Below are 20,400 nucleotides of genomic sequence, written 5' to 3'. Positions count from 1 at the left end.
GGAGAGCGCGACATAAGCCGTAACACAACTGCGCAGGGAAGGCCGGATGTCCTGGCTACACCTGTATGCCGCTGTGCAGATTTCTCACTGCAACTTCGCACAGTGGACCGCGGGTGCCAGCCGGCACCCGGTCTTCCCTGCGCCCTCTTTCACCAAGGGGGCAAGGCGACCAAGCAAAGCTCGGGCGAACAAGCCGCGAGGATGACTAGCTATGACGATCGTCGAACAAAGGTCTCGTGCCCCGGACACAGCGCAGCGCTACTTCAGCGGTGCGCTGCAGAGCCGGGGCCCATGCATCAGCGCTTTGCGTGGCCTTCCGGGCCCGGCTCTGCGCAGCAGCGCAAGAACGCTGCGGCGCGTCCGGGACACGGAGAAGCTTACAGATAACGCGTCAGCTCGGCTTTGAACTGCCCGTAGACCGCGTCCTCGATCTGGCTGCGCGTGATTCCGATGTCGCGCAGGGCGCGGTCGTCGAGTTCGTTCAGCGTCTTGACGGCGGAGCGTTGCTCCAGGCGGTCGAACAGCGCATAGGCGCCGTTGGCGAGCGTGCGGAAGAATCCGCCCGACGAGGATGGGCGTAAACTCCGCCCGGCAGTTTGCGAGATCGTGGTCATTTTTCTTTCTCCGGCCAGCTGTTCCGTGCGGCGAAGCAGGTGCCGTTGGCGCGGACGCTGTCAGCGCCTGCACCTCATTTGCCGTTGGATTGCTCTCGCTCCCTCGGCTCAATCGCGGAACTTGATGGAACTTAAATGCTCCAGTACACTGCTCGGAGCAAGTGAAACATTGCTCTCGGTGCAATAATGTCCAAGTTCGAGTACGTGAAGCTTGCCGATGCCATTGCCTCGGATATCTCTAACGGCACGTTAAGGCCCGGCGACCGGCTGCCGCCGCAGCGCAATTTTGCCTATGACCGTGGCATTGCGGTCTCGACCGCGAGCCGGGTTTATACGGAATTGCTCCGCCGCGGGCTCGTCGTCGGCGAGGTCGGCCGCGGCACCTTCATCTCCGGCGACATCAGGCGCGAGGTCGAGGCGCTGAGCGAGCCGCGCGACGCGCGGATCGACTTCGAGGTCAATTACCCGCTGCTGCCGCAGCAATGGGCGATGATCGCCAAGAGCCTTGCGGGGCTGGAGCGCGTCGACGCGCTCGAATCCGCGCTGCGCGTCTCGACCAGCACCGGCACCAAGAGCGCGCGCAATGCCGCCGCCGCCTATCTCGCGCGCAAGGATTTCGCGCCGCAGGCCGAGCAGATCGTCTTCACCGCCAACGGCAAGCAGTCGCTCGCGGCCGCACTCGCCGCCCTCGTTCCCACCGGCGGCCGCTGCGGCGTCGAGGCGCTGACCTACCCTTACGTCAAGAGCATCGCGGCGCGGCTCGGCATCACGCTGGTCCCGATTCCGATGGACGAGTTTGGCGCGCGGCCCGATGCAATTCAGAAAGCGCATCGCGAAGCGCACCTGTCGGCGCTGTATCTCCAGCCCATCATCCAGAACCCGCTCGGCGTCACCATGAACGCGACGCGGCGCGCCGACATCATGCGCGTCGCCGAGAAGCTCGACCTCACCATCATCGAGGACAGCGTCTACGGCTTTCTCGCCGACGACACCCCGCTGGCCGCGCTCGGGCCGGAGCGCTGCATCGTGATCGACAGCCTGTCCAAGAAGGTCGCACCGGGCCTTGCACTCGGTATCCTGGTGGCGCCGCCGCATCTGCGCGAAAGCGTGATGGGCGCGGTCAGGACCGGCGGCTGGATCGCCTCGGGCCACGCGCTCGCATCCGGGCAGCGGCTGATGGCCGACGGCACCGTCGCCGAGCTGACACGGCTGAAGCGGATCGACGCCTCGCGCCGGCAGCAGACCGCGGCAAGGCTGCTCGCCGGCTACCAGATCTCGGCCGATCCGCGCTCCTATCATCTCTGGCTGACGCTGCCGTCACACTGGCGCTCACAGACCTTCGTCGCCGCGGCGGCCCGGCGCGGCATCGCGCTGACACCGTCCTCCACCTTCGCGATAGCTCATGGCCATGCACCGAATGCGGTGCGCCTCGCGCTCGCCCCGCCCACGTTCGAGCAGCTCGATGCCGGCCTGCGCACGCTCGTGTCGCTGCTCGGCACCAAGGAAGAGGATTTCGACTCGACGGAGTAGCTCTCAGGTCTTCGGCCATTCAGCGATGAAGCCTTCCGCCCTGTACGGCTCGATCTTGTCCCATTCATGCAGCATGCGGCGGCAAAATTCGGCATCGGTATGCCAGAGCGCGCGGGGCGTCGCGAAGCTGTCGACGGTGAGCAGCATCTTCTCGACCTCGGGCCAGTGCCGATGCAACGTCATCGGGTAGCGCCGCGCGGTCCAGGTGTTGCCGAGACAGATCACGCTGCGAATGTTCTGCAGTCCGAGCGCCGCATCGATGACCGGCAGCGAGAAAATCACGTTCTCCCCGGTATTCATGGCGCGATGCTCCTCGAGGACAAGTTCCGCCGGAATACCCGCCGCAATCATCGCCGCCTTGATGATCGTGCACTCGGATTGCTCCGAGCCCGGCGTCACGCCGCCGCTGACAATCGACCAACGAAAATAGCCCTCGCGCCACAGCCGCGCCGCGGTGTCGGCGCGCAGTGCGACATCCTCCCGGGTCCCGAACACGAACAACAGATCGGCCGGCGCGAGCAGCGTGTCGATCAGGTGCCTGCGGTTGATCTCGGCGATCTCATCGGCCGTAGGCCGGCGCGTGCTGCGGTCCAGGATGGACATGACTGCACGATCCGACACCGGCGCCGGCGCGCGAAGTCACGTTTGATTGCGGACGATTGCAGCTAGGGCAGCAGGGCCTTCGGCACGCGATCGAAGCTGTAGCTCTGCGGCCGGTTGCACCGCACGAAGCCGCCGACCTGCCAGGCGAACAGCGCGGCAAATCCGATGATGAACAGCGCTCCTGCCAATTCGCCGATCATGAGCGCGCGGATCAGGAGTCCCGTCATCGCCACCGTCAGCACCGCCAGGAAGGCCAGCACCGCGGCATAGGTCTGGCGGCCCAGACCGGCGGTCAGCACAGCGCGGCTGCCCGCTTTCGCCATCCGCGCATGAAGCTCGATGATGAAATCGCGAAAACCATTGTTCTGCGGCGCCATCAGCGCCGCGGTCTGCCAGCTCGTCGACAGGATCGCGATACGGCCGCCCTTGGTGTGGCTGACATCGGCGCGAAAGCGGTGCTGCTGCATCGAGACGGGTCGGAACGACAGCCGGATTGCACTGATCTCGTCATAACGCCACAGGCCGGAACGGCCGGGGATGTGCCAGGAAAGCCCCTCGTCCGTCAGTTCGAAGCGATGCGCCGAGCCGATCAGCGACGCCTTGTAGGCATAGCTCGCGACCGGCGCCGCGTCGGCTCCCGCGCCCTGCATCTTCACAATCAATCCAATCCGCGATCAGCTTGCATCATCGCCCTCCCCCATCCTACAAGCGGGGCATGGCTGAGACGATCTTTTTCCCGCGCCGGCTGATTCTCGGCGCCGCCGTGATCTCCGGCGTGCTGCTCGCGCTTGCGGTGCACATGCTGGGCGCGCGCTACGGGCTCGACCTCGGGGGCCTCTGGCACTCCGACACGCATGAGTTCATCCCGGCGGGCGCGGCGATCGCCTGGTGGCTGATCGCCTCGGTCGGCTTCTCCGGCGGCTATTTCACCGCGACATTGATGCAGAGCGCCGCCGACGGCCAAATCCCGCAACGGATGCGGCAGTTCCTGATCGCGGTCGGCGTGCTCCTGCTGGCGGGCGCGGGCCAGGTTGCCTCGGCGCCCAGCCCGATCCCGACGGTCTCGGGCGTGCTGGCCGGGCTTGCGGCGCTATGCCTCGGCGCCGTGATGGCGTTCTGCGGCGCGCATTTCGCGCTGCGCCGCGGCTGACCTCAGGCGGTCGCGCGCAGCCGCGGCCGGTTCAGCATGATCGCGACATCGGAAGCCGGCCGCGGCTTGCTGAACAGATAACCCTGCGCCTGGGTGCAGCCCTCGCGCCTGAGCAGCTCGAGCTGCGCGTCGTTCTCGACGCCTTCCGCCGTGGTGACGATTCCGAGGCTGCGGCCGAGACCGGTCACGGCGCGGATGATCGCCATGGAATCCTCCCGTGTCGCCAGCTCCGACACGAAGGAGCGGTCGATCTTGATCTTGTCGAACGGGAAGCTGCGCAGATAGCTCAGCGACGAATAGCCGGTGCCGAAATCGTCGAGCGAGATGCGCACGCCCATGGCACGCAGCTCGTGCAGGGTGGTCAGCGTCGTCTCGCTGTTCTGAAGCAGCACGGATTCGGTGATCTCGAGCTCGAGACGGCGCGCATCGAGTCCCGAAGCGGCCAGCGCTTCGGTCACGGATGCGATCAGGTTCGGATTCTTGAACTGCACCGGCGACAGGTTGACGGCGACGTCGACATCGTCGGGCCAGGTGGCCGCGTCGGCGCAGGCGCCGCGCAGCACGAACTCGCCGAGCTGAACGATCAGTCCGGTCTCCTCGGCCAGCGGAATGAAGCTGATCGGCGCGATAAGGCCGCGCTGCGGATGGTTCCAGCGCAGCAGCGCCTCGAAGGCGACGACGCGACCGCTGGCGACGTCGCGGATCGGCTGATAGTACGCCTCGAATTCGTCGCGTTGCAGCGCCGCGCGCAGATCCATCTCCAGCAGGCGCCGCGCCTGCGCGCGCGCATCCATGCCGGTCTCGAAGAACCGATAGGTGCCGCGGCCGTCCGCCTTGGCCCGATACAGCGCGAGGTCGGCGTTCTTCAACAGCTCGTCCGGATTGTTGCCGTCCTGCGGCGCCAGCGAGATGCCGATCGAGACGCCGATGACGATCTGATGGTCGTCGATCTCGTAAGGCGCCGAGACCACCTCGACGAGGCGGCCGGCAAGGGATCTTGCCGCGGTTTCCTCCGACCGTCCGATCTGGACCACGGCGAACTCGTCGCCGCCGAGCCGCGCGACGGTGTCGCTCTCGCCGACGGTGGCCTTCAGCCTGCGGCCGACCTCCTTGAGCAGCGCATCGCCGATGGGATGGCCGAGCGAGTCGTTGATGTCCTTGAAATGATCGAGATCGAGACAAAGCACCGCGAGCTGGTCGCCCGACCTGGTCCGGAGCAATCCCTGCTCGAGCTGCTCGTGGAACAGCACGCGGTTCGGCAGACTTGTCAGCGCGTCATGGCGGGCCATGTGCGAGATCTTGGCCTGCGCCTCCAGCCATTCGGTGATGTCCTCGAAGGTCGCGACCCAGCCTCCACCCTGCATCGGCTGGTTGACGACCCGGATGGACCGGCCCAGCCTGCTGACGACATCGGTCGTGGTACGGCTCTCGCGCGCGTCGGCGACGAGGCGGGCGAAGAATTCGCCCGCATCGCCCTGCCACTGGCCCCTGGCCTGCTCCTCCCGCAGCACATCGACCAGCAGGCGGCCGGCGAGCGGGATGTCGGTGCGGCCGAGCATCGCGGCATAGCGTTCGTTGAACAGGATGATCTTGCCGTCCGCGTCGAACATGCACAGTCCCTGCGACATGTTCTCGAGCGCCGTGTCCAGCACGATCTGCTGGCGGCCCAGCTCGCCCTTGGCGCGGCGGTCGAGCAGCGCGGCCACGAGCGCAATCGCGATGATCGCAACAGCGGCACCTGCGGTGAGGAAGGACAGCGAGGCCGGCGAGACGGACAGCCCGCTGATCGCGATCGTCGGGTCCGGCGTCAGCAGCACCGCGCCCATCGCGGTGAAATGATGCGCGACGATGGCGACCGTCAGCAGGGCGGTCGCGGCCAGCGCATGGAAGCGGTTGTCGCGCCGCGCTGCGACGAACAGCGCGAGCGCTGCAAACACAACTCCGAACAGCACGGAGGCGGCAACCGTGCTTCCGATCCAGTCCACGCGCGCCGGCATCTCCAGCGCGGCCATGCCGGTGTAGTGCATCGTCGCGACGCCTGTGCCGACGATTGCGCCGCCGAGCACGATCCACGGCGCGCGTGAGGATGATACCGCGATGCTCAGCCCCACGAAGGTCACGGAGATCGCGAAGACCAGGGAAAGGATCGTCACCGGGATGTTGTAAGCGCCGGCGCCACCCGGCCCGTAGGCGAGCATCGCGATGAAATGCGTCGCCCAGATGCCGCATCCGCTGACGGCGGCGTCCAGGGCGATCCAGGCCAGGCGACCGGGGCCGTTCGACGCCCGAGCCCGGTGAAACAGGCTGATCGCCGCCGCGCTTGCGAGCAGACACACAGCGCCGCCAAGCGCCACAAGCCGCCAGTCGTGCTCTTCGGCGAGACAGTAGAATACTTGGTACATTGCAGGCCCCTATCGACCCGCACTTGAACCGACAGAGGTGGATAGTCGGTAACTGGCTACGTGCCCCCTTCGGGGATGGTGAACGGAAGGTGTGTCCATTCGCTCGGATTGTTCATCCGCGCGCCGGTGCACCGAGGCCGATCACGGCGGCGGCGAGCAGCAGCACCGCCGCCGACAGAATCAGCGACAGATGCATGCCGGTCACGAACGCCCCCTCCGAGGCCACCAGCGAGCCGAACAGCGCGACGCCGAGGACGCTGCCGGATTGCCGCGTCGCGTTCAGGACGCCCGCCGCGATACCGGAGCGCGCCTTCTCGACGCTGCCCAACAAGGTCGAGGTCAGCGGCGGCACCAGCAGCCCAAGTCCGCCGCTGATCGCAATCATCTGGGCAAGGATCGCCCAATAGCTCGTCCCGGCCTCGATCCAGAGCAGGCCGAGGCAGCCAAGCGCCGAGACGCAGGCGCCGACGACGATGGTCGGGCACGGGCCGATATGCTCGGCGAGGCGCGGCGCCAGCAGATTGAACGGCAGCACCGCCCCCATCATCGGCACGAAGGCGAGACCGGTCCACCACGCCGACAGCCCGTTGATCCTCTGGAAGTACAGGCTGAGCACGAAGATCAGGCCATAAATCGCAATGTTGACGAGCAACCCGACGAGCGAAGTCAGCGCGAACAGCCGGTGGCCGAACAGCGACAGCGGCAGCATCGGCTGTACCGCGCGGCTCTCGCGCCAGACGAAAAGCGCGCCGACAATGGCGGCTCCGACGAAGGCCGCGATCACGGCTGGATGTTCCCAGCCGAGCGAACCGCCTTCGATGATCGCGCCGGCCAGCGCCCCCAACGCACCGATCGCGGCAAGCTGTCCGGGCAGATCGATCTCGCGCGAGCGCGCCTGCGTGGTTTCGCTGGCGTAACGCCAGCTCAGCCACAGGCCGGCAAGCCCGATCGGCAGATTGACCAGGAAGATCGCGCGCCAGCCGACCAGCGTGATCAGCGCGCCGCCGACGAACGGGCCCGCGGTGAGGGCAAGGCTCGCTCCGGCGGCCCAGACCGCCACGGCACGGCCGCGCTCGCGGTCGTCCGGATAGGCATGACTGAGCAGCGCGAGAGAATTCGGCACCAGGATCGCCGCCGCCAGGCCCTGGACCAGCCGCGCTGCGATCAGCACGGCCGCATTGGGCGCCAGTGCGCAGGCGAGCGAGGCCGCGGTGAAGATGGCGAAGCCCGCCATGAAGATGCGCTTGGCGCCGATCCGGTCGCCGAGCGCGCCGGCCGTCAGAATGAACGCGGCAAATGCAATGGTGTAGGCGCTGACCACCCATTGCAGCTCGGCGACGCCGCCGCCGAGCGTCCTGCCCATCGCACCGAGCGCGGTGTTGACGATGGTGACGTCGAGCTGCACCACGCCATAGCCGAGGCTCATCGCGGCGAGCGTGAGGGAGGTTGCAAGACGCGAGCCGGCACGCGGCGCGCCGGCTCCGTCGTCGAAGGATTCATTTTTGATGGTGCTTGCTCGCATGCTGCCAACTCGGTTGCAGCCCCATGCGAAACATACGCTTCCATCCCGCCGTCATGTTTCGACAATGACCGAATGATGGATGCGTCACATGCAAGCGCCGCGCGGATGGCCGCGCGGCGCTTTTTTTGATTACCTCACCTTAGCTGGCCGCGCGGAGATTCACCTTGCTCTCGGCGAGCGTGGTCAGCTTCTTGTCGGTCGCCTTCTCTTCCTCCAGCGTCTTGGCGAGCACGCTGGCGCAGTCATTGCGGCCAAGCTGCTTGGCCCAGGCGATCAGGCTGCCATAGCGGGCGATCTCGTAATGCTCGGCGGCCTGCGCTGCGTTGATCAGGGCGGCGTCGAGCACCGCTTTGTCCGCGACCTCGCCGGCGGTCTCGTCGGCCTCCTCGATGATGCCGTCGATCGCCGGGCAGTCGACCGCCTTCACCTGAGCACCGTGCATCTTGAACACTTCCTCCAGCCGCTTGACGTGCTGCTTGGTTTCTTCGAGGTGCGTCAAAAAGCCCTGTTTCAGCTGCGGATCGGTGGCCTTGTCGGCCATTTTCGGCAGGGCCTTGGCGAGCTGCTGCTCGGCATAATAGATGTCCTGAAGCTGGTGCACGAACAGGTCGTTCATGGTCTTGATGTCTTTCGTGAACAGTCCCATCGGTCCGATCCTCTCGAGGTTTCGGGAACACGGACGCAGCGGCCTGCAAGAAAAGCCGCGTATTCCGCCATGTTCGATTGCTGATGGTGGCCTAACGGGCACCCGGCATCGGCGTTCCAAAAAAGCCCGCATCGCTTGAGCTGGAACAATGCCGACCGCGCCAGGATTTGAAACCATGCCGAGACACGGACGCGAGAGCCGAACCGGTCCCACGACTCATATGCTTAACGCCCGCCCGATGTGAACCGCGTATGACAAAAGTGGCCGGTCCGGCGCAGAACCTATCATTGTCAAGGGCTGCACAAGTTACTGTTTTTGCCTTAAATGAGCTACATCATGCCTAGCGATCGAAGCCCATTTCGGGCAGTGATCGCACCCGACCGGCCAATCTCTGGCCCGGTCGGTTTTGCCCCCCGCCGGGAGGACGAATGCACGGACTGCTGCCCGCGCTGAAACGCGGCTTCAAGAGATGGATCGGCTGGCGACGGCTCGGCATTGCCGCGAGCGTCTTCATCATCGCCTTCGCGATCACCACGCTGGTGCGGACCCTCAAGGGCATCGATACCGGTGTCATCCTGACCGCGTTGACCGAGATTCCCCGCGGCAATATCGGGCTGGCGGCGATCTGCGTCTTTTTCGCGTTCTGTACGCTGACCTTCTACGATTTTTTTGCACTGCGAACGATCAGCAAGAAGCACGTGCCCTATCGCATCGCGGCGCTCTCCAGCTTCACGTCCTATTCGATCGGCCACAACATCGGCGCCACGGTGTTCACGGGTGGCGCGATCCGCTTCCGGATCTATTCCGATTACGGGCTGAACGCGATCGACGTCGCGAAAATCTGCTTCCTGTCGGGGCTGACCTTCTGGCTCGGTAACATCTTCGTGCTCTCGATCGGCATGGCGATCCATCCCGACGCCGCGTCCTACATGGATCAGCTGCCGTCATCGATCAATCGGCTGATCGCGCTCGGCGGCCTCGCCTCGATCGCCGCATATCTGGTCTGGCTCTGCATGGGCGAGAAGCGGCGCGAGCTCGGCCAAAAGGGCTGGAAGGTGGTGCTGCCCTCGGCGCCGCTGACGCTGGTGCAGATCCTCATCGGCGTGGTCGATCTCGGCTTCTGCGCGCTGGCGATGTATCTGCTGGTGCCGGCCAGTCCGCAGATCGATTTTCTGTCGCTTGCCGTGGTGTTTATCCTGGCGACCCTGCTCGGCTTCGCCAGCCATGCCCCCGGCTCGATCGGCGTGTTCGACGCCGCCATGCTGGTGGCGCTGCCGGAATTCGGCCGCGAGCAGCTGCTGGCGACGCTGCTGGTGTTCCGCATTCTCTATTTCGTGATCCCGTTCGGCCTCGCCATCTCCATCATGGGCGCGCGCGAGCTCTGGATGAACGTGGTGGAGCCCTGGCAGGAGCGGCGGCGGCTGGCGGAGGCCTGCGCACAGGCCAACCTGCCCAAGCAGGTGACGCCCATGGAGCGCGAGCGGCTGCTGCGGCAGGCCAACAAGCGCTGACGCGGACGGTCCAGACAAAGGTTGCAGGCGGGGGAGCAATGCTCTCTTATTTCCGCCTCAACTTTGCCGTTGAAGACGCGGGCCATGATCCGAGCATCCCTTCGCACTCTCTCCGCAGGCGCCCTGCTGCTTGCCGGGATCCTGACCGCCTTGCCGCCCGAGCGCGCCGCCGCGCAGGACTCCGGCGCCCTGCAGATCAATTGGGAGGTGCGCAACCGCTTCCGGCTGTTCCGCGAGGAGCGTGATTTCCTGCTCCATGTCGAGAATGCGGGCAACCGCAGCATTCTCGCCGCCGAACAATCGCTGGAACTCCAGAGCGAGGGTCGCGGCTGGGCCCGCAACATGGTCAACCGCCTCTGCATCGACCTCCAGGGCCGGGTCAACCAGCCCTGCACCCGGGACAACGTGAAGGAAAACTACCTCACCCCGGTCGATCACCCCGTCACCGTGCGTCTCACCGGCGCGGTGCCGGTCGGCGCTACCTGCGCCTGGTCGTTCGACGACGGCGACGGGCCGCAGACCTCGACTTTCGACTGCGCCGAGCCGGTCAATCTGCGGGTCCGCTATGGCAAGCAGACGGTCGCGAGCGTGGACGTCTCCTCCGGCTCCGATCCGACCCAGCGTGTCCAGGCCGAGATCCAGGTTCGCGACATCTTCGTGGCCGGCTTGGGGGACAGCATCGCCTCGGGCGAAGGCAATCCGGACCGGCCGCTGGCGCTGTCCGACGAAGGCTTCTGCTTCCGCTCCTATCTCGGCACCGCCGCCGGCGGCCAGTACTACCGACCGAGCCGCGCCGGCTACAAAGGCGGCCGCGCCTGCGAGGCGCCGGATTCGCTCGCCAACTGGCAGCGCTACGGCGCGCTCTGGTTCAACTCACCCTGCCACCGCTCGCTCTACAGCTACCAGGCCCGCACCGCGCTGGCGCTCGCTGTGCGCTACACCCACGTCGCGGTGACCTTTTTGCCGCTCGCTTGCACCGGCGCCAGCATCGGCGACGGACTGCTCGGCTCGCAGCGCGCCCGCGAATGTCCGCCCGGCAAGACCGGCGTCTGCAACACCAGCGTGAACGCGCAGGTTGCCGAGTTGCGTGAAGCGCTCACCGCCGCCAGGAAGCGCCAGCCCGACCGCACGCTCGACCTCGTGCTGCTCTCGGTCGGCGCCAACGACGTCTATTTCTCCGGCCTCGTCGCCGACGTCATCGTCGACACCGCGACCGAGCGCGCCCTGTTCCGCCGCTCCGGCGTGATGGCGAACGTCGATGATTCCCGCGATGCGCTGGCGCGCGAGCTGCCGCAGAATTTCGTCAAGTTGCGCGAGGCGCTTAAGCCGCTGGTCGGCGGCGACCTCTCGCACGTGGTCTATGTCTCCTACGCCAACCCGGCGCTCGCCGATGGCGGCGTGCCCTGCCGCGGCGGCCGCGCCGGCTTCGACATCCACCCGTCCTTCAACGCCGACCCGCAGCGCCTCGCCCGCGTCTCGACCTTCGTCGACACGGAATTCCTGCCGCAACTGAAGGGCCTTGCCACCTGCACCCGCGGTGCGCTGTGCCGCGATCCGGAAGCCGACCGCATGACCTTCGTCGACGCGCACCAGGCCGCGTTCGCCGATCACGGCTTCTGCGCGCATTCGGGCAACGATCCGGAGTTCGACCGCACCTGCTTTGCCGAGAACGGCCAGAGCTTCAATCCCGATATCGTGAGCGCGGCGAGCCAGCCGATGCTGTGCGGCCGCAGCGCCTCCGAATTCCGCGCCTATCTGCCGCGCGCGCGCTGGATCCGCGACGCCAATGACAGCTACTTCGCGGCCATGACCTATCCGCAAGGCCTGCCGGCCGCGAGCCAGCCGACCGACATCCACGACGCGACCTGGGGCGTGCTCTCCGCCATCTATGGCGGCGCCGTGCATCCGAGCGCCGAAGGTCACGCCGCGATGGCGGACGCGGCGCTGCCGGCCGCGAGCGCAGTGCTCGGGCTCGATGCCGTGCCGCCCGGCGTGACGCGCGGACTGCTGCCGCAACTGCTTCCGGGCGCGCAGCAGTAAATAGCAAGAGCGAACTCTCTCCGCGCCGTCATCGCGAGCGCAGCGAAGCAATGACGAGTTGGTGGCTCGAGCACTCGATCCCGGTCACGATTTCCACGCATCGTTTCCTCGACCTGCCGTTCCATCAATCCAAAAACGGCATCAATCGATACCCCCTTGAACTTGGACACTTTGCCGCGCGCGCCTCTAGGAGTCGCAGTGAGGAAACATTTCGAGTTCTAAGGAGGCGCGTGATGAGCGCAGTGGTGTCCGCAACGGACGTGAGGAGGTCTCGCGTCAGGTTGTTCATCGTGACCATGTTGTTCCTGGTCACGATCGTCAATTACGCCGACCGCGCCACGCTCTCGATCGCGGGCCCCGCGCTCTCCAAGGAGCTCCATCTCGATCCCGTCGCCATGGGCTACATCTTCTCGGCCTTCGGCTGGTCCTATGTGATCGCGCAGGTGCCGGGCGGCTGGCTGCTCGACCGCTACGGCTCGCGCCTCGTCTATGCCTTCAGCATCATCGTCTGGTCGATCTTCACGATGATGCAGGGCTGGGTCGGCTTCTTCAGCGCCGGCACCGCGATCACCGTGCTGTTCGGCCTGCGCTTCCTGGTCGGCATCGCCGAGGCTCCGTCCTTCCCCGCCAACGCCCGCATCGTCGCGGCCTGGTTTCCCGGTAACGAGCGCGGCACCGCATCGGCTTTCTTCAATTCGGGGCAGTATTTCGCCACCGTGATCTTCGCGCCGCTGATGGGCTGGATCGCGCACGACTACGGCTGGCGCTACGTGTTCTTCGTGATGGGCGCGCTCGGAATCCTCATGGGTCTCGCCTGGATCAAGACCATCTATGGCCCGAAGGAGCATCCCGGGATCAACGAGGCCGAGTTCGACTACATCAAGGACGGCGGCGCGCTGGTCGATCTCGACGCGCCGAAGGACGATCTGAAGCACGAGCGTGCGCCGGACTCCGGCCCCCGCTGGGACCACATCCGCCAATTGCTCTCCAACCGCATGATGCTCGGCGTCTATCTCGGCCAGTACTGCATCAACACGCTGACCTATTTCTTCCTGACCTGGTTCCCGGTCTATCTCGTCAAGGAGCGCGGCCTGTCGATCCTGCAGGCCGGATTCGTCGCGACGCTGCCGGCGCTGTGCGGCTTCATCGGCGGCGTGCTCGGCGGCGTCATCTCCGACGCCATCCTGCGCAAGACGGGTTCGCTGACGCTGGCGCGGAAAATCCCCATCGTCGGCGGCATGCTGCTGTCGATGTCGATCATCGCCTGCAACTATGTGGACGGGCAGGCGCTGGTGGTCGGCTTCATGGCGCTCGCCTTCTTCGGCAAGGGCATCGGCGCGCTCGGCTGGGCCGTCGTCTCCGACACCTCGCCGAAGGAAGCCGGCGGCGTCTCGGGCGGCCTGTTCAACACGTTCGGCAACCTCTCCTCGATCAGCACCCCGATCGTGATCGGCTACATCCTGGCCGCGACCGGCTCGTTCAACGGCGCGCTGGTCTTCGTCGGCGCCAACGCGCTGGTGGCCGCATTCGCCTATCTCGTGATCGTCGGCAAGATCGAGCGGGTGGTGCTCAAACGTTCCTCCTGAGGGCTCCTGCGGGAGCTTGACCAGGCAACTCAACGGCGGCGTCACAGCCGCCGTCTTTGTTTTGGGGGTAATCGATGCTAGAAGTGCCGGGGAAACGCCTTATTCATCTAAGGCATGTATCGATGTTCGACCTCAACCAGCTCCGCTGTTTCGTCACGGTGGCGGAGGAATTGCATTTCGGCCGTGCCGCCGCGCGGCTGAACATGACCCAGCCGCCGCTATCCCGGCAGATCCAGGTGCTCGAGCACATCATCGATGCGCCGCTGCTGGAGCGTACCAGCCGCTCGGTGCGGCTGACGCCTGCCGGGCGCAGCTTCCTGCCCGAGGCGCGGCGCATCCTGAAGCTCGCCGAAAGTGCCTCGCAGGTCGCCCGTCGCATCGCGCTCGGCAAGACCGGCTCGGTGAAGATCGGCTTCACCGCCGCCGCCGCCTACGGCTTCCTCCCGGAACTCGTCGCAGCCTGCCGCGCCAAGCTGCCCGAAGTCGACTTCTCGCTAAAGGAGATGGTGTCGGGCGACCAGTTCGAGGCGTTGAGCTCCGGCCAGATCGATGCGGGTTTGCTCAGGCCGCCGATCGCGCGCCCGGAAATCGCCAGCCGCCGCGTCGTCGCCGAGCCCCTGCTCGCCGCGATCCCGAAGAAGCATCCGCTGGCGAACGCCGAAACCGTCACCATCAAGGATTTCGACGGCCAGCCCTTCGTGATGTATTCGCCCTATGAGAGTCGCTATTTCCACGATCTGCTGGTGGCGCTGTTCACTCGCGCCGACGTGCTGCCGCGCTATGTGCAGCACCTCAGCCAGATCCACTCGATCCTCGCCATGGTCCGCGCCGGCCTCGGCCTTGCTATCGTGCCGGCGGCAGCGGCAAGCCTGAAGATCTCCGACGTGCGGCTGCGGCCGCTCAAGCTGCGCACGCGCGTGCCCGTCGAGCTGTTCATGGTCTGGCGCCGCGACGACGAGAATCCGCTGCTGTCGGCGCTCGTCAAAATCGCAGGTGAATTGTCCTCCGCGGAGACGATGGAAGATTGATGCTGATTTCGCATCGGTCGATATAGGCTTTGGCTTGGACGCGCATAGAACGGTTGCCTAAACAACGGCGCATGGACGCGCAGGCCTTGGTTGCGTCCTCCACAACACGCAATAAGGGAGCAGCGCCCATGAGCAAGATGACCCCGCAGGAAATGGCCCATAAGATCGGATCCGGCCTCCTGTCCTTCCCCGTCACGCCGTTCAAGGCGGATTACTCCTTCGACGAGACGACCTACCGCGCCAACATGGACTGGCTCTGCGGCTATGACGTCGCCGGCCTGTTCGCGGCCGGCGGCACCGGCGAGTTCTTCTCGCTGACGCCGACCGAAGTTCCGCAGGTCGTCAAGATCGCCGTGGAAGAGACCAAGGGCCGCGTGCCCGTGCTCGCCGGAACCGGCTACGGCACCGCGATCGCCCGCGAGATCGCGATCGGGGCCGAGAAGGCCGGCGCCGACGGCCTGTTGCTGCTGCCGCCCTATCTCACCCATGCCGAGCAGGACGGCCTTGCCGCCCATGTCGAGGCGGTCTGCGCCTCGGTGAAGATCGGCGTCATCGTCTACAACCGCGACAACGCCATCCTCCACCCCGACACGCTGGCGCGTCTCGCAGAGCGCTGCCCGAACCTCGTCGGCTACAAGGACGGTATCGGCGACATCGAATTGATGACCCGCGTCCACACCAAGCTCGGCGACCGCCTGACCTATATCGGCGGCCTGCCGACCGCGGAGACATTCGCGCTGCCCTATCTCGACATGGGCGTGACGACCTACTCCTCGGCCGTGTTCAACTTCGTTCCGGAATTCGCCACCAATTTCTACGACGCCGTGCGCAAGCGCGATCACGCGACGATCCATGCCGGGCTGAAGGATTTCATCCTGCCGCTGATCGCGATCCGCAATCGCAAGAAGGGCTATGCGGTCTCGATCATCAAGGCCGGCATGAAGGTGATCGGCCGCGATTCCGGCCCGGTCCGCCCGCCCCTCACCGATCTCACCGAGCAGGAGATCGCGGAAGTGACGGCGCTGGTCAAGGATCTGCCCGCCATCCGATCGTCACAACAGGCTGCAGAATAACAAACGACAACAGGGAGGAGCGGACGATGGCAAGGACCGAGATCACCGGCGCACCGGTCGTCACCGCGATGCAGGTGATCCCGGTCGCAGGCCGCGACGGCATGCTCCTCAATCTGAGCGGCGCGCACGCGCCGTTCTTCACCCGCAACATCGTCATCCTCACCGACAATGCCGGTCACACCGGTGTCGGCGAGGTGCCGGGCGGGCAGAAGATCTGGCAGACGCTCCAGGATGCCCGCGATCTCGTCATCGGCAAGACCGTCGGCGCGATGAACAACATCCTCGCCGACATCCGCACCGCCTTCGCCGACCGCGATGCTGGCGGCCGCGGCAAGCAGACATTCGACCTGCGCGTCATGATCCACGCGGTTACGGCGATCGAATCCGCGCTGCTCGATTTGCTCGGTCAGCATCTCAACCTGCCGGTCGCAGCCCTGCTCGGCGAAGGCCAGCAGCGCAAGAGCGTCGAGACGCTCGGCTATCTCTTCTTCGTCGGCGACCGCCGCAAGAGCAAACTCGACTACGTCGCGGGCGAGACCGGCAAGCCTGAATGGTTCAACTTGCGCCATCAGGAGGCGATGACGCCGGAGACCGTGGTGCGGCTCGCGGAAGCCACCCACGATCATTACGGCTTCGCCGATTTCAAGCTCAAGGGCGGCGTGCTTCGCGGTGAGCAGGAGATCGAGGCCGTCACCGCCATCGCCAAGCGCTTTCCGAACGCGCGCGTGACCCTGGACCCGAACGGCGCCTGGTCACTCGACGAGGCTATCCGGCTTTGCAAGGACATGCACGGCATCCTCGCCTATGCCGAGGACCCCTGTGGCGCCGAAGCCGGCTTCTCCGGCCGCGAGATCATGGCCGAGTTCCGCCGCGCCACCGGGCTGCCGACCGCGACCAACATGATCGCAACCGACTGGCGGCAGCTCTCGCATGCCTTGCGTCTGGGAGCGGTCGACATTCCGCTCGCCGATCCCCATTTCTGGACCATGCAGGGCTCGGTGCGCGTTGCCCAGACCTGCCGCGACAACGGCCTGACCTGGGGCTCGCACTCCAACAACCATTTCGACATCTCGCTCGCCATGTTCACCCATGTCGGCGCTGCCGCCCCGGGCAAGGTCACCGCGATCGACACGCACTGGATCTGGCAGGACGGCCAGGCGCTGACCAAAGAGCCGCTCCGGATCAAGGGCGGCAAGATCGCCGTGCCCGACCGGCCGGGCCTGGGTATCGAAATCGACAGGGCCGCCATCGACGCCGCGCATGACCTCTATAAGCAGCATGGACTTGGCGCCCGCGATGACGCTATTGCCATGCAGGACCTGATCCCCGGCTGGACCTTCGACGACAAGCGTCCCTGCCTCGTTCGCTAAGAAACTCTGGAGGAATACATGACTGCGATCCTGAAGAACTTCATCGGCGGCGAGTGGGTCGACGGCTCCGGCGTCACCAAGAACATCAACCCCTCCAACACCAACGACCTCGTCGGCGAATACGCCAAGGCCGACAAGGCGCAGACCGAAAAAGCGATCGCCGCCGCCAAGGCCGCCTTCCCCGCCTGGGCGCAGTCGACGCCGCAGGCGCGCTACGACGCGCTGAACAAGATTTCCCTCGAGATCATCGCCCGCAAGGAAGAGCTCGGCCGCCTGCTCGCCCGTGAGGAAGGCAAGACCCTGCCGGAAGGCATTGGCGAGGTCGCGCGTGCCGGCCAGATCTTTGCGTTCTTCGCCGGCGAGGCGCTGCGCCTGATCGGCGAGAAGGGCGCCTCCGTCCGTCCCGGCCTCGACGTCGAGCTCACCCGTGAGCCGGTCGGCGTCGTCGGCATGATCACGCCCTGGAATTTCCCGATCGCGATCCCCGCCTGGAAGATCGCGCCGGCGCTCTGCTACGGCAACACCGTGGTGTTCAAGCCCGCTGAACTGGTTCCGGGCTCGGCGCACGCTCTGTCCGAGATCATCACCCGTTCCGGCATTCCCGCCGGCGTATTCAACCTCGTGGTCGGCTCCGGCTCGGTCGTCGGCCAGACCCTTCTCGATCACCCCGACGTCGCCGCGATCTCCTTCACCGGTTCGGTGCAGACCGGCCGCAAGATCGCGCAGGCCTGCGTGCTGTCGAACCCGATGAAGAAGTTCCAGCTCGAGATGGGCGGCAAGAATCCCCTGGTCGTGCTCGACGACGCCGACCTCAAGACCGCCGTCGAGGTCGCCGTCAACGGTGCCTATTTCTCGACCGGCCAGCGCTGCACCGCCTCCTCCCGCCTGATCGTCACTGAAGGCATCCATGACCGCTTCGTCGCGGCGGTGGCCGAGCGTCTGAAAGGCCTGTCGGTGGACGACGCGCTCAAGGCCGGCGTCCATATCGGCCCGGTGGTCGACCAGAGTCAGCTCGACCAGGACCTGCGCTACATCAAGATCGGCCAGGACGAGGGCGCCAAGCTCGCCTTCGGCGGCGAGCTGCTCAAGCGCGAGACGCCCGGCCACTATCTGCAGCCGGCGCTGTTCACCGAGGCCAACAACAACATGCGCATCGCACGCGAGGAGATCTTCGGCCCCGTCGCCGCCGTCATCCGCGCCAAGAACTACGAGGAGGCGCTGGCAATCTCCAACGACACCGAGTTCGGCCTCGCCTCCGGCATCTGCACCAGCAGCCTGAAATACGCCTCGCACTACAAGCGCAACAGCGAGTCCGGCATGGTGATGGTCAATCTGCCGACCGCAGGCGTCGATTATCACGTGCCGTTCGGCGGCCGGAAGGGTTCGAGCTACGGCGCCCGCGAGCAGGGCTCCTATGCCCGCGAGTTCTACACCACGGTGAAGACCGCCTATACCTATCCGGGCTAACCGAGGGCAAGATATCGTAGGGTGGGCAAAGCGAAGCGTGCCCACCGCTTAGGTTCGGTGTGAAGCATGGTGGGCACGGCGCGTTGCGCCTTTGCCCCACCCTACGACTTCAGCTTCTGAGGCAAAGCAAATGGACCAGTCAGTGGCAGCGAAAGAGCAGCCCCGCTACATCAAGCTCAACGAGCGCGACAATGTCGCGATCGTGGTCAATGATTTCGGGCTTCCTGCCGGCTCGCGCTTTGCCTGCGGCCTGACGCTGCGCGCCTTCGTGCCGCAAGGCCACAAGACGGCGCTGGTCGACATCGCACAAGATCAGCCGATCATCCGCTATGGCGAGGTGATCGGCTACGCGCTCGCGCCGATCCAGGCCGGCGAATGGGTGGACGAGGCGCGCATCCGCATGCCGGAGGCGCCAGCGCTGGACAAGCTGGAAATCTCCACCGCCGTCCCCGCGCCGCTGCCGCCGCTCGAAGGCTTTACTTTCGAAGGCTTTCGCAACACCGACGGCTCGGTCGGCACCAAGAACATCCTCGGCATCTCCTCCTCCGTGCAATGCGTCAAGGGCACGATGGAATACGCGGTGAAGCGCATCCGCGCCGAGCTGTTGCCGAAATATCCGAACGTCGACGACGTCGTGCCGCTGACGCACGCCTATGGCTGCGGTGTCGCGATCAACGCGCCGGACGCGGTTGTGCCGATCCGCACGCTGCAAAACATCGCGCTGAACCCGAATTTCGGCGGCGAGATCCTGGTCATTAGCTTGGGATGCGAGAAGCTCGCGCCCGAGCGGCTGGTGCCGGAAGGCGTCAGCGACGCCATTGTCCGCATGCAGGACGAAGCCTTCGACGGCTTTGGCGCGATCGTCGACGCGATCATGACGCAGGCCGAAGCGCGCCTGAAGATCCTCAACAAGCGCACCCGCGAGACCTGCCCGGCGGCCGATCTCGTGATCGGCCTGCAATGCGGCGGCAGCGACGCGTTTTCCGGCGTCACGGCCAACCCCGCCCTTGGCTTCGCCGCAGACCTGCTGGTGCGCACCGGCGCCACCGTGATGTTCTCGGAAGTCACCGAAGTGCGCGACGCCATCCAGCTTCTCACCCGCCGCGCAATCAACGAGGACGTCGGCCGCGCGCTGGTGCGCGAGATGGCCTGGTACGATTCCTATCTGGCGCGCGGCGGCGCCGATCGCAGCGCCAACACCACGCCCGGCAACAAGAAGGGCGGTCTTGCCAACATCGTCGAGAAGTCATTGGGCTCGATCGTCAAGTCCGGCTCGTCCGCCATCACCGGCGTGCTCGCGCCCGGCGAGAAGGCAACGCAGAAAGGCATGTTGTTCGCGGCCACTCCTGCCTCCGACTTCATCTGCGGCACGCTCCAGCTCGCCTCCGGCATGACGCTGCAAGTGTTCACCACCGGCCGCGGCACGCCTTACGGGCTTGCGGCCGCGCCTGTGATCAAGGTCGCGACCCGCAGCGAGCTTGCGCGCCGCTGGAAAGACCTGATCGATTTCGACGCCGGCGGCATCGCCACCGGCGAGAAGACCATCGAGGAAACCGGCTGGGACCTGTTCCGCCTGATCCTCGACGTCGCCAGCGGCCGGACAAAGCCATGGTCGGACCGCTGGGGCATCCACAACGATCTGACGCTGTTCAATCCGGCGCCGGTGACCTGAAGATCGCCGCGCCGGCGAAACCGTCCTGAAACACAGAAGCGATGCGTTTCCGCCTCGCTTCGTTCCGTCGCACCACGCAATCAAATATGTCCGGCGGCGGCGAGCGAATGTTCGTCCACGAGCGAACCTGTGGCGGCAGCGCCGCGACCAAACCTCCGATTGATATTTTTCAACGGAGATTTTTCA

At 65.8% G+C, this 20,400-nt stretch carries 16 protein-coding genes; 10 read left to right on the top strand and 6 right to left on the bottom strand.

Features of this window, described 5'->3' with window-relative positions; translation table 11 throughout:
• Positions 1 to 377 precede the first annotated feature (377 nt).
• Positions 378 to 614 (bottom strand): DUF1127 domain-containing protein, encoded by a 237-nt coding sequence (locus NR187_RS28940; RefSeq protein WP_211385090.1) that lies wholly within the window; start codon positions 612 to 614, stop codon positions 378 to 380.
• Between the two features lie 186 nt (positions 615 to 800).
• Between NR187_RS28940 and NR187_RS28935 the strand changes: the two genes are divergently transcribed.
• Positions 801 to 2,144, top strand: coding sequence for a PLP-dependent aminotransferase family protein (locus tag NR187_RS28935; protein WP_211385089.1), 1,344 nt, complete (start codon positions 801 to 803; stop codon positions 2,142 to 2,144).
• Positions 2,145 to 2,147: 3 nt separating this feature from the next.
• Here the strand turns inward: NR187_RS28935 and NR187_RS28930 are convergent, their stop codons facing one another.
• Positions 2,148 to 2,747, bottom strand: coding sequence for a YdcF family protein (locus NR187_RS28930; RefSeq protein WP_256808517.1), 600 nt, complete (start codon positions 2,745 to 2,747; stop codon positions 2,148 to 2,150).
• Between the two features lie 62 nt (positions 2,748 to 2,809).
• Positions 2,810 to 3,397: a hypothetical protein gene (locus NR187_RS28925; RefSeq protein WP_256808516.1), complete on the bottom strand. Its 588-nt coding sequence runs from the start codon at positions 3,395 to 3,397 to the stop codon at positions 2,810 to 2,812.
• A gap of 65 nt (positions 3,398 to 3,462) precedes the next feature.
• Here NR187_RS28925 and NR187_RS28920 point away from each other — a divergent pair, with 65 nt between their 5' ends.
• Positions 3,463 to 3,897 carry a hypothetical protein gene (locus tag NR187_RS28920; protein ID WP_211385086.1) on the top strand — a complete coding sequence of 145 codons (435 nt, stop codon included), beginning with the start codon at positions 3,463 to 3,465 and terminating at the stop codon, positions 3,895 to 3,897.
• A gap of 2 nt (positions 3,898 to 3,899) precedes the next feature.
• On the opposite strand, the gene NR187_RS28915 is transcribed toward NR187_RS28920, so the two are convergent.
• The 3 genes from NR187_RS28915 to NR187_RS28905 all read right to left on the bottom strand — a co-directional run bounded on the left by NR187_RS28915 (position 3,900) and on the right by NR187_RS28905 (position 8,467).
• Positions 3,900 to 6,299 (bottom strand): EAL domain-containing protein, encoded by a 2,400-nt coding sequence (locus NR187_RS28915; RefSeq protein ID WP_211385085.1) that lies wholly within the window; start codon positions 6,297 to 6,299, stop codon positions 3,900 to 3,902.
• Between the two features lie 112 nt (positions 6,300 to 6,411).
• A complete protein-coding gene (locus NR187_RS28910; protein ID WP_256808513.1) occupies positions 6,412 to 7,821 on the bottom strand; it encodes an MFS transporter in 1,410 nt (469 codons plus the stop codon).
• 139 nt (positions 7,822 to 7,960) lie between these two features.
• The gene (locus tag NR187_RS28905; protein ID WP_211385083.1) at positions 7,961 to 8,467 is read right to left on the bottom strand and encodes a ferritin-like domain-containing protein; all 507 of its coding nucleotides are present in this window, start codon (positions 8,465 to 8,467) and stop codon (positions 7,961 to 7,963) included.
• A 428-nt stretch (positions 8,468 to 8,895) separates the two neighbouring features.
• On the opposite strand from NR187_RS28905, the gene NR187_RS28900 reads away from it, so the two are divergent.
• The 8 genes from NR187_RS28900 to garD all read left to right on the top strand — a co-directional run bounded on the left by NR187_RS28900 (position 8,896) and on the right by garD (position 20,214).
• Entirely contained in the window at positions 8,896 to 9,978 is a 1,083-nt protein-coding gene (locus NR187_RS28900) for a YbhN family protein (protein WP_256808510.1), read from the top strand.
• A gap of 84 nt (positions 9,979 to 10,062) precedes the next feature.
• A complete protein-coding gene (locus NR187_RS28895; protein ID WP_211385081.1) occupies positions 10,063 to 12,018 on the top strand; it encodes a hypothetical protein in 1,956 nt (651 codons plus the stop codon).
• 233 nt (positions 12,019 to 12,251) lie between these two features.
• Positions 12,252 to 13,604 carry an MFS transporter gene (locus NR187_RS28890; protein WP_256808508.1) on the top strand — a complete coding sequence of 451 codons (1,353 nt, stop codon included), beginning with the start codon at positions 12,252 to 12,254 and terminating at the stop codon, positions 13,602 to 13,604.
• A gap of 122 nt (positions 13,605 to 13,726) precedes the next feature.
• Positions 13,727 to 14,632, top strand: a complete 906-nt coding sequence (locus tag NR187_RS28885; protein ID WP_211385079.1) for a LysR substrate-binding domain-containing protein — start codon at positions 13,727 to 13,729, stop codon at positions 14,630 to 14,632.
• Between the two features lie 128 nt (positions 14,633 to 14,760).
• On the top strand, positions 14,761 to 15,705 hold the full coding sequence (gene kdgD, locus NR187_RS28880; RefSeq protein WP_256808505.1) for a 5-dehydro-4-deoxyglucarate dehydratase: 945 nt from the start codon (positions 14,761 to 14,763) through the stop codon (positions 15,703 to 15,705).
• 26 nt (positions 15,706 to 15,731) lie between these two features.
• Positions 15,732 to 17,075: a glucarate dehydratase gene (gene gudD, locus NR187_RS28875; protein ID WP_256808502.1), complete on the top strand. Its 1,344-nt coding sequence runs from the start codon at positions 15,732 to 15,734 to the stop codon at positions 17,073 to 17,075.
• Positions 17,076 to 17,093: 18 nt separating this feature from the next.
• Complete coding sequence (locus NR187_RS28870) at positions 17,094 to 18,542, top strand: aldehyde dehydrogenase family protein (RefSeq protein ID WP_211385076.1); 1,449 nt, start codon at positions 17,094 to 17,096, stop codon at positions 18,540 to 18,542.
• A 130-nt stretch (positions 18,543 to 18,672) separates the two neighbouring features.
• Entirely contained in the window at positions 18,673 to 20,214 is a 1,542-nt protein-coding gene (gene garD / locus NR187_RS28865) for a galactarate dehydratase (RefSeq protein ID WP_256808500.1), read from the top strand.
• Positions 20,215 to 20,400: the final 186 nt, after the last annotated feature.

Source organism: Bradyrhizobium sp. Bra64 (assembly GCF_024519875.1).
Lineage (GTDB): Bacteria > Pseudomonadota > Alphaproteobacteria > Rhizobiales > Xanthobacteraceae > Bradyrhizobium > Bradyrhizobium japonicum_G.
Note: the sequence above shows the minus strand (reverse complement) of the source record. Positions and strands in the feature narration are given on the sequence as shown.